Origin of the sequence: Rhodococcus rhodochrous (assembly GCF_900187265.1) — a bacterium.
Lineage (GTDB): Bacteria > Actinomycetota > Actinomycetes > Mycobacteriales > Mycobacteriaceae > Rhodococcus > Rhodococcus rhodochrous.
Window position 1 is genome coordinate 1490511 of sequence record NZ_LT906450.1, and the last position, 12923, is coordinate 1503433.

13 protein-coding genes are annotated in these 12923 nt (G+C 69.0%); 7 read left to right on the forward strand and 6 right to left on the reverse strand.

What is annotated here, in order from left to right; genetic code table 11:
- Nucleotides 1-4: 4 nt before the first annotated feature.
- On the reverse strand, nt 5-1321 hold the full coding sequence (locus tag CKW34_RS06930; RefSeq protein WP_059382938.1) for a TrpB-like pyridoxal phosphate-dependent enzyme: 1317 nt from the start codon (nt 1319-1321) through the stop codon (nt 5-7).
- Nucleotides 1322-1479: 158 nt separating this feature from the next.
- Here CKW34_RS06930 and CKW34_RS06935 point away from each other — a divergent pair, with 158 nt between their 5' ends.
- Nucleotides 1480-3360: a DEAD/DEAH box helicase gene (locus CKW34_RS06935; protein WP_059382937.1), complete on the forward strand. Its 1881-nt coding sequence runs from the start codon at nt 1480-1482 to the stop codon at nt 3358-3360.
- 6 nt (nt 3361-3366) lie between these two features.
- On the opposite strand, the gene CKW34_RS06940 is transcribed toward CKW34_RS06935, so the two are convergent.
- From CKW34_RS06940 to CKW34_RS06950, 3 genes are all read right to left on the reverse strand, one after another.
- Complete coding sequence (locus CKW34_RS06940; protein ID WP_033097321.1) at nt 3367-3882, reverse strand: mycothiol transferase; 516 nt, start codon at nt 3880-3882, stop codon at nt 3367-3369.
- Complete coding sequence (locus CKW34_RS06945; RefSeq protein ID WP_059382936.1) at nt 3879-5780, reverse strand: ABC transporter ATP-binding protein; 1902 nt, start codon at nt 5778-5780, stop codon at nt 3879-3881. The genes CKW34_RS06940 and CKW34_RS06945 overlap by 4 nt, the downstream gene beginning before the upstream one ends.
- Before the next feature lie 89 nt (nt 5781-5869).
- Nucleotides 5870-6460, reverse strand: a complete 591-nt coding sequence (locus CKW34_RS06950; RefSeq protein ID WP_059382935.1) for an AMIN-like domain-containing (lipo)protein — start codon at nt 6458-6460, stop codon at nt 5870-5872.
- A gap of 123 nt (nt 6461-6583) precedes the next feature.
- Between CKW34_RS06950 and CKW34_RS06955 the strand changes: the two genes are divergently transcribed.
- Genes CKW34_RS06955 through CKW34_RS06965 form a run of 3 tightly spaced genes read left to right on the forward strand, consistent with a single transcriptional unit; the run spans nt 6584 to nt 8681 of the window.
- On the forward strand, nt 6584-7321 hold the full coding sequence (locus CKW34_RS06955; RefSeq protein WP_059382934.1) for an ABC transporter ATP-binding protein: 738 nt from the start codon (nt 6584-6586) through the stop codon (nt 7319-7321).
- On the forward strand, nt 7318-8073 hold the full coding sequence (locus tag CKW34_RS06960) for an ABC transporter permease (RefSeq protein ID WP_059382933.1): 756 nt from the start codon (nt 7318-7320) through the stop codon (nt 8071-8073). Before CKW34_RS06955 ends, CKW34_RS06960 begins: the two co-directional genes overlap by 4 nt.
- Nucleotides 8070-8681 (forward strand): TetR/AcrR family transcriptional regulator, encoded by a 612-nt coding sequence (locus CKW34_RS06965; protein WP_059382932.1) that lies wholly within the window; start codon nt 8070-8072, stop codon nt 8679-8681. The genes CKW34_RS06960 and CKW34_RS06965 overlap by 4 nt, the downstream gene beginning before the upstream one ends.
- Before the next feature lie 12 nt (nt 8682-8693).
- Here CKW34_RS06965 and CKW34_RS06970 read toward each other — a convergent pair whose 3' ends face one another.
- A complete protein-coding gene (locus CKW34_RS06970; RefSeq protein WP_226949782.1) occupies nt 8694-9431 on the reverse strand; it encodes an SDR family NAD(P)-dependent oxidoreductase in 738 nt (245 codons plus the stop codon).
- Nucleotides 9432-9533: 102 nt separating this feature from the next.
- On the opposite strand from CKW34_RS06970, the gene CKW34_RS06975 reads away from it, so the two are divergent.
- Nucleotides 9534-10427, forward strand: coding sequence for a helix-turn-helix domain-containing protein (locus CKW34_RS06975; RefSeq protein WP_231921815.1), 894 nt, complete (start codon nt 9534-9536; stop codon nt 10425-10427).
- 16 nt (nt 10428-10443) lie between these two features.
- Here CKW34_RS06975 and CKW34_RS06980 read toward each other — a convergent pair whose 3' ends face one another.
- Entirely contained in the window at nt 10444-11220 is a 777-nt protein-coding gene (locus CKW34_RS06980; RefSeq protein ID WP_059382930.1) for a deoxyribonuclease IV, read from the reverse strand.
- 78 nt (nt 11221-11298) lie between these two features.
- Between CKW34_RS06980 and CKW34_RS06985 the strand changes: the two genes are divergently transcribed.
- Nucleotides 11299-12060 (forward strand): SDR family NAD(P)-dependent oxidoreductase, encoded by a 762-nt coding sequence (locus tag CKW34_RS06985; protein ID WP_059382929.1) that lies wholly within the window; start codon nt 11299-11301, stop codon nt 12058-12060.
- A gap of 91 nt (nt 12061-12151) precedes the next feature.
- Entirely contained in the window at nt 12152-12913 is a 762-nt protein-coding gene (locus tag CKW34_RS06990; RefSeq protein ID WP_026061094.1) for an ABC transporter ATP-binding protein, read from the forward strand.
- Nucleotides 12914-12923: the final 10 nt, after the last annotated feature.

The following is a 12923-nucleotide window of genomic DNA, read 5'->3' on the forward strand; positions in this document are numbered from 1 at the left end:
GATCTCAGTCGAGCTCGCCCGACAGGTAGGAGTGGTAGGCGGGCAGATCGAGCTGACCGTGGCCGGACAGGCCGATCACGATCACCTCGGGCTCGGTGAGGCCCCGTGCGTACTCCGCGGCCGCGGCGATCGCGTGCGACGACTCCGGCGCCGGCACGATGCCCTCGTTGCGGGCGAAGAGCACCGCCGCGGAGAAGGCGTCGGTCTGTGCCACGGACCGTCCCTGCACGTAACCGAGCTCGACCGTGTGGCTGAGCAGCGGCGCCATGCCGTGGTACCGCAGCCCGCCGGCGTGGATCGGGTCGGGGATGAAGTCCTGGCCGAGGGTGTGCATCTTCAGCAACGGCGTCAGGCCCGCGATGTCGCCGTGGTCGTAGCGGTACTCACCGCGGGTGATCGACGGGCACGCCGAGGGCTCGACGGCCACGACGCGCGTCGTCGCCCGCTCGTGGATGACCTCGCGCAGGAACGGGAACGACAGGCCGGCGAGGTTCGAACCGCCACCTGCGCAACCGAAGACCACATCTGCCTGGTCCTCGCCCGCGGCCCGCAGCTGTTCCACGGCCTCGAGGCCGATGACGGTCTGGTGCAGCACCACGTGATTGAGCACGCTGCCGAGGGTGTAGCGGGCGGCGGCGTCCTTCACCGCGACCTCCACGGCCTCCGACACCGCGATGCCGAGCGAGCCGGGAGTGTCCGGATGTTCGGCGAGGACGGCGCGACCGGCCTCCGTCAGATCGGACGGGCTGGGATGAACTGTGCCGCCGTAGGTCTCGATGAGGAAACGGCGGTAGGGCTTCGAGTCGTAGGAGGCGCGGACCTGCCACACCTCGAGATCGATACCGAACTTCGCGCACGCGAAGGACAGGGCCGAACCCCACTGTCCCGCACCTGTTTCCGTCGTCAGTCGGGTGACGCCGTCGAGCGAGTTGTAGTACGCCTGGGCCACCGCCGAATTCACCTTGTGGCTGCCCACCGGGCTCACGCCCTCGTACTTGACGTAGATGCGGGCCGGGGTGCCGAGTGCCTTCTCGAACGAGTGGGCGCGGAACAGGGGAGTGGTGCGGTAGCCGGCGTAGACCTCGCGCACGGCCTCCGGGATCTCGATGTCGGTCTCGGTCGACAGCTCCTGCTCGATCAGCCCCGAGGCGAACAGCGGCGCGAGATCGTCGGCGGTGATCGGCTCGCGGGTGCCGGGGTGCAGGTGCGGCGGCGGGGCCACCTCGAGGTCGCCGACGATGTTGTACCAGTGCGTCGGAATGCCCGAATCGGCGACGGACGGGGATGTCGCGGACACGTGCGAGGAAGGGGGAGCCGTCACTGTGGAATCCTTCGGTCGGGGACACGGAACCCGCCCAGTGTGACGCGCCCCGGATGGAGGCGGCGGCGTGGGGTGTGCCATTATTCGCGCGCTCGAGCCCAGGTCGTAGCCGGGTCCGGGCGCGAAGAGGTGGGTCCATCCGATAAACTGCTGGTCAAATGAGTGAAATTCAAGACGCCCCCGACCAGGAGACCGCAGCTCTCACGTTTGCCGATCTCGACATCGATGCCCGTGTGCTGCAAGCTCTTTCGGACGTGGGTTACGAGTCCCCGTCGCCGATCCAGGCGGCGACCATCCCACCACTGCTGGAGGGACGGGACGTCGTCGGTCTCGCTCAGACCGGCACCGGCAAGACCGCCGCCTTCGCAGTGCCGATCCTCTCGCGTATCGACACCTCCGTGAAGCGGCCCCAGGCGCTGGTGCTGGCGCCCACCCGAGAGCTCGCGCTGCAGGTCGCGGAGGCTTTCGGTAAGTATTCCGTCCATATCCCGGGCCTGAACGTCCTGCCCATCTACGGCGGCCAGGCGTACGGTGTACAGCTGTCCGGTCTCCGCCGCGGCGCCCAGGTCATCGTCGGTACCCCCGGACGTGTGATCGATCACCTCGCCAAGGGCACCCTCGACATCTCCGAGCTCGAGTTCCTCGTCCTCGACGAGGCCGACGAGATGCTCACCATGGGCTTCCAGGAGGACGTCGAGCGCATCCTCGCCGACACCCCCGACACCAAGCAGGTCGCGCTGTTCTCCGCGACCATGCCGGGCGCGATCCGCCGGCTGTCGAAACAGTACCTCAAGGATCCGCAGGAAATCACCGTCAAGTCGAAGACGACGACGTCGGCGAACATCTCCCAGCGGTGGGTCCTCGTCTCCCACCAGCGCAAGCTCGACGCGCTGACCCGTGTCCTCGAGGTCGAGACCTTCGAGGCGATGATCATCTTCGTGCGCACGAAGCAGGCCACCGAGGATCTGGCCGAGCGGTTGCGCGCCCGCGGTTTCTCCGCGGCCGCGATCAACGGCGACATCGTGCAGGCCCAGCGCGAGCGCACGATCAACCAGCTCAAGAACGGTTCGCTCGACATTCTCGTCGCCACCGACGTCGCCGCGCGTGGTCTCGACGTCGAGCGCATCAGCCACGTCGTCAACTACGACATCCCGCACGACACCGAGTCGTACGTGCACCGCATCGGCCGTACGGGCCGCGCCGGCCGTACCGGCGACGCCCTGCTGTTCGTCGCTCCGCGTGAGCGGCACCTGCTCAAGGCGATCGAGCGGGCTACCCGTCAGCCGCTCGCCGAGATGCAGCTGCCCACGGTCGAGGACGTCAACGCCCAGCGCGTGTCGAAGTTCAACGACTCGATCACAGAGGCGCTCACCTCCGATCACCTGCAGCTGTTCCGCACGTTCGTCGAGGACTACGAGCGCGAGCACGACGTGCCGCTCGCCGACATCGCCGCCGCACTGGCGGTCCTGTCACGCGACGGCGAGTCGTTCCTCATGGAGGCCGAACCCGAGCCGGTCGCACCGCCGCGCCGCGACCGCGAACCGCGCGAGCGTCCGCCGCGTCGCTTCGACGACGGGCCGAAGGTCGGTCGCGACGGCCAGGAGATGACCACCTACCGCATCGCCGTGGGCAAGCGTCACCGCGTGCAGCCCGGTGCGATCGTCGGTGCCATCGCCAACGAGGGCGGACTGCGCCGCGGCGACTTCGGGCACATCAGCATCCGTGCCGATCACAGCCTTGTCGAGCTGCCGAAGGATCTGTCGCCGCAGACCCTCGACGCGCTGCGCTCCACCCGCATCTCGGGTGTGCTCATCCAGCTGCAGCCCGACTCCGGCGCACCGACCGGACGTCCGAGCTCGTATCGCGGACGCGACGACCGTCGCGGCGACGATCGACGCGGGGGAGACCGGCGCGATCACGGCAAGCGCGACCGCGGCGGCAAGCGTGAGTACGGCGACAGCCGTGGTGGCCGTTCCGGCGACTTCACGCACCGCAGCGACCGCAACGACCGTGGCGGTCGCGGCGGCTACCGCGACTGACGTCGGTCAGCTCACTCGCTGCGCCAGGACGTCGACGGTGGCGCCGTCGATCGACTCGCGGATGATGTCGGCGTGCCCGGCGTGGCGAGCCCATTCCTCGATCTGATGCAGGATCAGGAACCGGACGGTGAACGGTTCGCCCTGATCGAGCCACTGCGCGACGTCGGGGGAGATCTCCACGACCCGGCCGAGGTCAGCTTCGGCGCGAACCGTCGCGGCGAACCGTTCGGCCTCGGCGTCGAGGCGGGCGAGCTGGTCGGCGACCGTCTCGCTCTCCTCGACCCGCCACCCGGCCTGCCACGCCGCGACCGGGTCGGCATCGCGAGTATTGTCGCCGCGGATCCGGCCGTCCGTGGCGGTGAGACCGTCGACGAGATGGTTGACCAGCGATGCCAGGCTCATCGACGATGCGCTCGGCGCGCTGCGGGCCTGATCCTCGGTCAGGCCCGACAGCGCGTTGCGCAGGGCATCGAATTGGTTGGAAAGCAGCTTCAGCAACAGATCGTGTTCTGGGGTGCTCATGCGTCGAGTATGGGTGCTCCCACCGACACCTTCGGCCCCGAATCGGCGAACTGCGTGCGGTACAGCTCCGCGTAGCGGCCACCCGCCGCCAGGAGATCGTCGTGGTTGCCGCGTTCGACGATGCGCCCGGCCTCGACGACCAGGATCTCGTCGGCTGCGCGGATGGTCGACAGGCGGTGTGCGATGACCACCGACGTGCGACCCTCGAGCGCCTCGGTCAACGCCTCCTGGACGGCGGCCTCCGAGGTCGAATCGAGATGGGCGGTGGCCTCGTCCAGGATCACCACCCGTGGATGGGCGAGCAGCAGCCGCGCGATCGTCAGCCGCTGACGTTCACCACCCGAGAGCCGGTAACCGCGTTCGCCGACGACGGTGTCGAGTCCGTTCGGCAGCGACGCGATCAGGCTCTCGAGGCGGGCGCGGCGCAGGGCGTCCCACAATTCGTCCTCCCCGGCTTCGGGGCGGGCGAGCAGCAGGTTGTTGCGGACCGTGTCGTGGAACAGGTGACCGTCCTGGGTGACGAGCCCGACCGTCGCGCGGATCGAATCGGCGGTCAGCTCGCGGACGTCCGCTCCGCCGAGCAGCACGGCACCGGAATCGACATCGTAGAGTCGCGGGATCAGTTGTGCGATGGTTGATTTCCCGGCACCGGACGATCCGACCAGTGCGACCATCCGGCCCGGCTCCACGCGGAACGACACATCGTGCAGCACCTCTTCGCCGCCCCGGGAATCGAGCACCGCCACCTCCTCGAGGGAGGCGAGCGAGACCTTGTCGGCGGACGGATACGCGAAGCCGACATCCCGGAGTTCCACCGAGACCGGACCGTCGGGAACCGGCCGGGCGTCGGGCGACTGCTCGATCAGCGGCTTCAGGTCGAGGATCTCGAAGACCCTCTCGAAGCTCACCATCGCACTCATGACGTCCATACGGGCGCTGGCCAGCGCCGTCAGCGGCGAGTACAGGCGCGTGAGGAGCATCGCCATCGCGACCACCGCACCGGGATCGAGCTGATCGCGCAGCGCATAGAAACCACCGAGGCCGTAGACGAGCGCGAGCGCGAGCGCGGACACGAGCGTCAGGGCCGTGACGAACACGCTCTGCAGCATCGCGGTGCGTACCCCGATGTCGCGGACCCGCTTCGCCCGGGCGGCGAACTCCCTCGACTCCTGTGCCGGACGGCCGAACAGCTTGACCAGGGTGGCGCCCGGTGCCGAGAACCGTTCGGTCATCTGCGTGTTCATCACCGAGTTGTGGTTGGCCGCCTCCCGGCTGAGCTGCGCGAGCCGAGCGCCCATGTGCCGGGCGGGAACCACGAAGATCGGGAGTAGCAGCAGTGCGAGAAGTGTGATCTGCCAGGAGATCCCGATCATCACCACCAGGGTGATCGCGAGGGTGACGATGTTGCCGACCACGCCGGACAGGGTGTCGCTGAAGGCGCGCTGCGCACCGATGACGTCGTTGTTCAGGCGTGAGACGAGCGCGCCCGTACGGGTCCTCGTGAAGAAGGCGACCGGCATGCGCTGCACGTGGTCGAAGACCGTGGTGCGCAGATCGAGGACGAGGTCCTCACCGATGCTCGCCGACAACCAGCGGTTCGCGATCCCGAGGCCGGCCTCGACCAACGCGATCGCGGCGATGATCACCGCGAGCAGCACCACGACCGAGACCGCGGCGCCGTCGACGATCGCGTCGATCACCCGCCCGGCGAGCACCGGTGTCGCGACACCGAGCGCAGCGATGGTCACGCTCAGAGCGAGATAGAAGGTGATGTTGCGGCGGTGCGGCCGGGCGAACTCGGCGATCCGCCGCAGGCTCGCTCGGGAGAACGGCCGACGGTCGCTCTCGGCGTGCATCGCGTTGTACATCGCGTTCCACGCGGTGACTTCCATGCTCATGGTGTGGGCCTCCTCGGGTCGCAGCCGAAGCTAGGACCTCGAGTGCGCTCGAGGTCAAGCCTAGGCTCGCACCACGACAGGACGAGGCGTCAGCGAGCCACGTCGATCACCACGCGCGTCGGCCCGGTGAGGGAGTACACCGAGAACGGGGTGCCGTGCGCGGCGACGCCGATGAACGACTGTGTGACACCTTCGAAGACACCGGACCCGCTGACCTCCACCACAGATCCGCCGGCTTCGGCGAGCACGGGATCCGGGCCGTCGTACTGCTCGACACCGCTGTCGAACGGATAGGCCGAGCCGTCGATGAGCACCTGCAGCACGGCGTCGCCGGCGACGGGGACCTCGTTGCCGCTGCCCTGCTGGAACGCCTCGTCGACGTAGCCGACCCGCCATCCCGGCGTGCCCTCGCCGCCGAGTTCGTAGACCACGCGGTCGAAGCCCTCGTGACGTCCGGTGCGGATGTCGACGACGGTGAGCTTCGCGCCCTCTCCGGCCGGGGAGACCTTCTCGCGCGCGTCGCGCGGGACGTCGGCGGAGGTGGTGGTCTCGGGAGCCGTGGACGTCGGCGTGTCGACCGAGACGGCGGGGGAGGGCGCAGGCTCGTCGTCGCCGGCGGAGCATCCCGCCAGGACCAGTGCTGTTGCGGTGACGGCCAGGGCGAGACGGGTGTGCTTCATGGGGCTCATGATACGTCGGAGCTCCCGACCGGCCCTCGACGCTCGCGGGGGTTGACCGGATCGAGACGTGAGGCGCACAATTCATCCGAGGATGATTTCAACACTCGATGAATTGAGTGGACCATGAACATCGACCACATCTCCGACGCCGTCGACATCCGCGACCTGCACGTCCGGCGCGGCACCCACCGAGCCCTCGAGGGCGTGAGCGTGCGCGTCCCGCGCGGCTCGATCACCGGACTGCTCGGGCCCTCCGGCTGCGGGAAGACCACCCTGATGCGCACGATCGTCGGCACCCAGATCGTCGAGTCCGGCACGGTCACCGTGCTGGGCCTGCCCGCGGGTAGCGCCGAACTGCGCCGCCGCATCGGTTACGTCACCCAGTCGCCGAGCGTCTACCCCGACCTGACCGTCATCGAGAACGTCTCCTATTTCGCCTCCCTCTACGGGCGGAAGGGCTCCGCGGTCACCGACACCGTCGCGGCGGTCGGCCTCACCGACCACGCCGCCGACCGCACGTCGGCCCTGTCCGGCGGCCAGCTCGGACGGGTGTCGCTCGCATGCGCGCTCGTGGGCGATCCCGAACTCCTCGTGCTCGACGAACCCACCGTCGGGCTCGATCCGCTGCTGCGCGCCGAACTGTGGGAGCACTTCCGTGCGCTCGCCGACCGCGGCACCACCCTGCTCGTGTCGAGCCACGTCATGGACGAGGCCGACCACTGCGACGAGCTCGTCCTCCTGCGCGAGGGCCGGCTGATCGCCCAGCTGACCCCCGTCGAACTGCGCGAACAGACGGGGGAGACGGGCCTCGAGAACGCCTTTCTCCGACTCATCCGGAACCGGACGGGAGCACGACCGTGAGCGCCGTCATCTATGCCACCACGACCACCCGCATCCTGCGTCAACTGCGGACCGACCATCGCACCGTCGCGATGATCGTGCTCGTCCCGAGCCTGCTGATGACGCTGCTGTACTTCATGTACCAGAACGTCCCCACCGGCCCGGGCGGCGTCTCGCTGTTCGACCGGATCGCCGTCACGATGCTCGGGATCCTCCCGTTCGTCGTCATGTTTCTGGTCACCTCCATCGCGATGCAACGCGAGCGCAGTTCGGGCACCCTCGAACGGCTGCTCACGACACCGCTGACGAAACTCGACCTGCTCGCCGGCTACGGCAGCGCCTTCTCGCTCGCGGCGGCCGTCCAGGCCGGCCTCGCATGTGTGGTGGCCTTCTGGCTGCTCGACGTCACCAGCGCCGGATCGGTGCTGTGGGTGCTGGTCGTCGCGGTTCTCGTCGCCGTCCTCGGTGTCTCCCTGGGGCTTCTGTGCAGTGCCTTCGCCCGCACCGAGTTCCAGGCCGTGCAGTTCATGCCGGTGATCGTCATCCCGCAGTTCCTGCTGTGCGGGCTGCTCGTCGCCCGGGACGATCTGCCCGACTGGCTCCGCTGGATCAGCAACGTACTGCCGTTGAGCTATGCCGTGGAGGCCCTGCAGGAGATCACCGTGAACCCGGGCGTCACCGGCGTCATGGTGCGGGATCTGGTCGTCGTCGCGGCGTTCGCCGCCGCGGCCCTCGCGCTCGGTGCGGCGACACTGCGCCGCCGCACCCCGTGACGAGCGAGGCCGGGACGCGCCGCCCCGGCCGCCGCCCCGGCAATTCGGGCGCGCGCGACGACATCCTTTCGAGCGCCCGGGAGTTGTTCGCCGCCAACGGGTTCGACAAGACCACGGTGCGTGCGGTCGCAGCCCGTGCCGGGGTGGACCCGGCGCTCGTACACCACTACTTCGGCACCAAGCTGCAGCTGTTCACCGCGTCCATCGCGCTGCCCGTCGATCCGCGCGACGTCCTCGCTCCCGTGTACGCGGCCCCGCCCGAGGACCTCGGTCGTGCTCTCGTGGCCGCTCTTCTCGGTGTCTGGGACTCCCCGCACCGCGACGCGGCCGTGGCGATGTTCCGGGCGCAGATCGCCGGCGGCGACAGCGGCCTGATCCGCTCGTTCCTGCTGGAGGTCGCGCTCGCGCCGCTGTTCGAGCGCATCGATCGTCCCGTCGGTACCGGCAGGCTGCGGGCCGAACTGGTGGCCACCCAGATGACCGGGATCATGCTGGTGCGCTACATCATCGGGCTCGAACCGCTCGCGTCGATGCCGTCGGAGCAGCTCGTCGGGATCGTCGCCCCCACCGTGCAGCACTATCTGACCGGCGATCTGCCCGGGATGTGACGATCGACCGGATCACCACGGCACGACGCCGTGGCGGTCGACGAACAGGCCCTCGAGGGTCTCGGCGAGGCAGGCGGCCAGGATCGCGTCGGTGCCCTCCTCCACCGACTGGGTGCCGGAGAAGCCGTTGAATGCCGTCGCGGTGTATCCGGGGTCCACGGCCACGACACGCACCTCGGGCAATGCCTTGGCGTACATCAACGTCACCATGTTGAGGGCCGCCTTCGACGACGTGTACACCAGGCCGGGCAGGGTGGATTCGATCCGCTGCGGATCGGAGGTGACGGCGAACGACCCCATGCCGCTCGACACCATCACCAGCCGGGGCGTCGCCGACCGGCGGAGCAGCGGCAGGAAGGTGTGGGTGACGCGGACCGGTCCGAGCAGGTTCACCCCGAAGACCGGAAGGAAGTCGGCGGGAACGGTGTCGACGGGATCGCCGAAGTTGCCGAGGATCCCGGCGTTGTTGACGAGCACGTCCAGGCCTGTCGCCGACGTGCTCACGACATCGTGTGCGGCGGTGACGGATTCGCCGTCGGTCACGTCGAGTTCGACGACCCGCAGATCGGCGTCGGGATGGTCGGCCCGGATCTTCGCGGCGGTGTCCTCGCCGGCGCGGGTGTCGCGCACGCCCATCCAGACGGTATGACCGGCTGCGGCGAGGCGACGAGAGGTCTCGGAACCGAGGCCACCGGTGGCGCCGGTGAGGAGAACGGACAGGGACGGTTGCGTGGAATTCTGCGTTGTCATGGCTTCCACCATCGGAGCATGCGGCGGCCCGTGCCAGGACGTGTCGATCGTGGGATCGGCGGTCCTACCCATACCGCCCGACCGGAGGCCATGCTGGTCGATGTGAGTATCGATCGCACCGAGCTTGCAGCAGCGCTCCGGCGGGCCCGTGAACGAGTGGATCCGGGCGACGTCGGGTTGCCCTCCGGCCGGCGCCGCCGAACTCCCGGGCTCCGCCGCGAAGAGGTCGCGATGCTCGCGGGGATCAGCGTCGACTACGTCGTGCGCCTCGAACAGGGGAGAGGCCCGGTCCCGTCGGTGCAGGTCCTCGGCGCTCTCGCCCGGGCGCTGCGACTCGACCTCGACGGGCGGAACCAGCTGTTCCACCTCGCCGGGGTCTCCCCACCCGGACCGGGCACGATCGACATGCACGTCCGACCGAGCGTGCTGCGCCTGATCGACCGGTTCGCGGACCTGCCGGTGGTGGTGATGAGTGCGAAAGGGGACGTACTCGCGTGGAACGCGATGGCGTCGGCACTGCACGGCGACTGGTCCGCCGTGGCGCCCGACCGGCGCAACATCCATCGGCTGCGGTTCCTGCCGGACGACGCGGACCCACCGCTCAGCAGCGTCGGCGTCACCGAGGCGGAGTTCGCAGCGACGGCGCACCAGTCGGTCGCGAGCCTGCGGTCCGCGGCAGCGCGTTATCCGCGCGATACGGGACTGCACGAGCTGATCGACGAACTGCGGAGCGGATCCGAACACTTCGCGGAACTCTGGGCGACGGCCGAACCTGGAGGGTGGCGCACGCACACCAAGACCGTGAACCACCCGGCCCTGGGTCCCATCGTCCTGGACTGCGACACCCTGCACGTGCCCGACGTCGACCAGTCCGTCATCGTCTACTCGGCCGTGCCCGGTACACCTGCGGCAGAGTCGCTCGCGTTGTTGCGCGTGGTGGGTACGCAACAGTGGGGCGGTACGCAACAGTGGGGCGCCGAGTCGTCCCGCCCGTAGGGACCTGCGGTCGGATTCAGCCGCGGGATGCGTGCTCGCGCAGGAAGGCGATGTCCTCGGCGAGCCCCTCCGCCGGCGTCTCGAGCACGATCGGTGCGTCGGCCTGCACCGCGATCTCCGCGAGCAACTGCGGATCGATCTGCCCGTCGACGAGATTGGCGTGCCGGTCGCGGGCCGAATCGAACTCGTCCCGCGAATTGTTCAGGTGCACCAGGTCGATGCGGCCGGTGACCGCGCGCACCCGTTCGACGACGCCGACGAGATCCTCCCCGGCCGCCCAGGCGTGGCAGGTGTCGAGGCAGAAACCGGGACCGTAGTCGCCGATGGCGTCCCACAGACGTCCGATCGCGTCGATGTAGCGGGCCATCGCGAAGTCGCCGCCCGCGGTGTTCTCGACGAGGATCGGCACCCCGAACCCGCCCTTGTCCTCCTGTCGTTCGAACAGCTTGCGCCAGTTCTCGACCCCGGCGGTGACGTCCTCTCCGGCGCGCACGTGCCCGCCGTGGACCACCAGCCCGAGCGCACCGATCCGCGCGGCGGCCTCGGCGTGGTCGGCGACGGCCTTGCGCGACGGCATCCGCACCCTGTTGTTCAGGCTCGCCACGTTGATGACGTACGGCGAGTGCACCACCACGTCGACGTCCGACGCGAGGATCTCCTCGGTGCGCGGATGCTCACCGGGTTTCGTCCACTTCTGCGGGTCCGACAGGAACACCTGCACCAGATCGGCACCGAGATGTTCGCCCTGACCGATGGGAACGTCGTCCTGCCGGACGTGCGCACCTATCCGCATGTGCCACAGGTTAGGGGAGTGTCCCGCCGACCGGGACCGCAATACGCGCACGCGCCCGGAATCTGCTCGACTCGTCGCATGGGCACACTCGAGGGCAGGGTCGCGCTGATCACCGGCGCGGGGCAGGGAATCGGTCAGGGGGTCGCGTTCGCGCTCGCCCGCGAAGGCGTGGCCATCGCGGTCACCGGCCGGACCGAATCGAAACTGGTCGACACCGCCGAGCAGATCCGCGCCTTCGGTGGCACCGCGGAACCGATCGTGTGCGACATCGCCGATCCGGATGCGATCGCCGCTGCGGTGGACCGGACGGTGGGGGCCTTCGGCGGTGTCGACATCCTCGCCAACAACGCGAGCTTCAACCCGCTCGGGCCGCTGCTCGACCTGAAGCCGCGCGTGCTGGAGAAGGCGTACCGCTCGGGTCCGCTCGCGGCGCTGCACGCCATGCAGCTCGTCCACCCGATCATGAAGGAACGCGGCGGCGGGTCGATCGTCAACATGGTCACCTCCGCGGCAGTGCGCTGGGACGTGAGCGGCTACGGCGGCTACGCCTCCACAAAGGAGGCGCTGCGGTCGCTCACCCGCACCGCGGCGTCGGAATGGGGGATCGACGGCATCCGCGTCAACGCCATCGCCCCACACGCCCTGTCGCCGGGACTGAAGTGGTGGACGGAGACGAACCCGGAGGAGGCCGCCGAGTTCGTGAAATCCATCCCGCTCCGCCGCATCGGCGACCCAGAGGAGGACATCGGGCGCGCCGTGGCGTGGATTGTGAGCGACGACGCACGCTATCTCACCGGCGCGACGATCCCGCTGGACGGAGGCCAGGCACGCTGGGCCTGAACCACAGACCCGGCATACGCCCGTATCCCCGAATCGAAGATCGGGGTCCTCCCCGATGGTGCAGTGGTCCCGGCACCGGGAAGATAGGTGCATGCCACTGCACTCGGCCCCAGCAGCCCGCGCCCAGGACCTGAAGAAGATCTACGGAACCGGAGAAACCGCGGTTCACGCCCTCGACGGTGTGACCGCGGATTTCGCCGCCGGTGAGTTCACCGCGATCATGGGTCCCTCCGGATCGGGCAAGTCGACCCTCATGCACTGCCTCGCAGGTCTCGACAGCGCGACCTCCGGAGCGGTCTTCATCGGCGACACCGATCTGACGACCCTGTCCGACAAGGGGATGACCCAGCTGCGGCGCGACCGCATCGGCTTCGTCTTCCAGGCGTTCAACCTCGTCCCCACCCTCACCGCCCTCGAGAACATCACCCTCCCGGTGGACATCGCGGGCCGCAAGGTCGATCAGGAATGGCTCGACACCGTCGTCACCCGTCTCGGTCTCACCGACCGTCTCGGACACCGTCCCGGCGAACTGTCCGGTGGCCAGCAGCAGCGTGTCGCGTGCGCGCGTGCCCTCGCGGGCCGGCCCGAGATCATCTTCGGCGACGAGCCGACCGGCAATCTCGACTCCCGCTCCTCCGGTGAGGTGCTGTCCATCCTGCGGGCAGCCGTCGACGAGTTCGACCAGACCGTCGTGATCGTCACCCACGATCCGCGTGCCGCCGGCTACGCCGACCGCGTGGTGTTCCTCGCCGACGGACGCATCGTCGACGAGATGCGCGAACCGACGGCCGAACGAGTGCTCGACAGGATGAAGCAGTTCGATCCCGCCTCCGCGGCTCCCGTGGCGGAATAGGAGACACTGC

Excerpts from the sequence above, each read along its gene's own strand:
- CKW34_RS06935 (WP_059382937.1), top strand. The coding sequence starts at position 1,480 with ATGAGTGAAATTCAAGACGCCCCCGACCAGGAGACCGCAGCTCTCACG.
- CKW34_RS06940 (WP_033097321.1), bottom strand. The coding sequence starts at position 3,882 with ATGAGCACCCCAGAACACGATCTGTTGCTGAAGCTGCTTTCCAACCAA.
- CKW34_RS06945 (WP_059382936.1), bottom strand. The coding sequence starts at position 5,780 with ATGAGCATGGAAGTCACCGCGTGGAACGCGATGTACAACGCGATGCAC.
- CKW34_RS06950 (WP_059382935.1), bottom strand. The coding sequence starts at position 6,460 with ATGAAGCACACCCGTCTCGCCCTGGCCGTCACCGCAACAGCACTGGTC.
- CKW34_RS06955 (WP_059382934.1), top strand. The coding sequence starts at position 6,584 with ATGAACATCGACCACATCTCCGACGCCGTCGACATCCGCGACCTGCAC.
- CKW34_RS06970 (WP_226949782.1), bottom strand. The coding sequence starts at position 9,431 with ATGACAACGCAGAATTCCACGCAACCGTCCCTGTCCGTTCTCCTCACC.
- CKW34_RS06980 (WP_059382930.1), bottom strand. The coding sequence starts at position 11,220 with ATGCGGATAGGTGCGCACGTCCGGCAGGACGACGTTCCCATCGGTCAG.
- CKW34_RS06985 (WP_059382929.1), top strand. The coding sequence starts at position 11,299 with ATGGGCACACTCGAGGGCAGGGTCGCGCTGATCACCGGCGCGGGGCAG.
- CKW34_RS06990 (WP_026061094.1), top strand. The coding sequence starts at position 12,152 with ATGCCACTGCACTCGGCCCCAGCAGCCCGCGCCCAGGACCTGAAGAAG.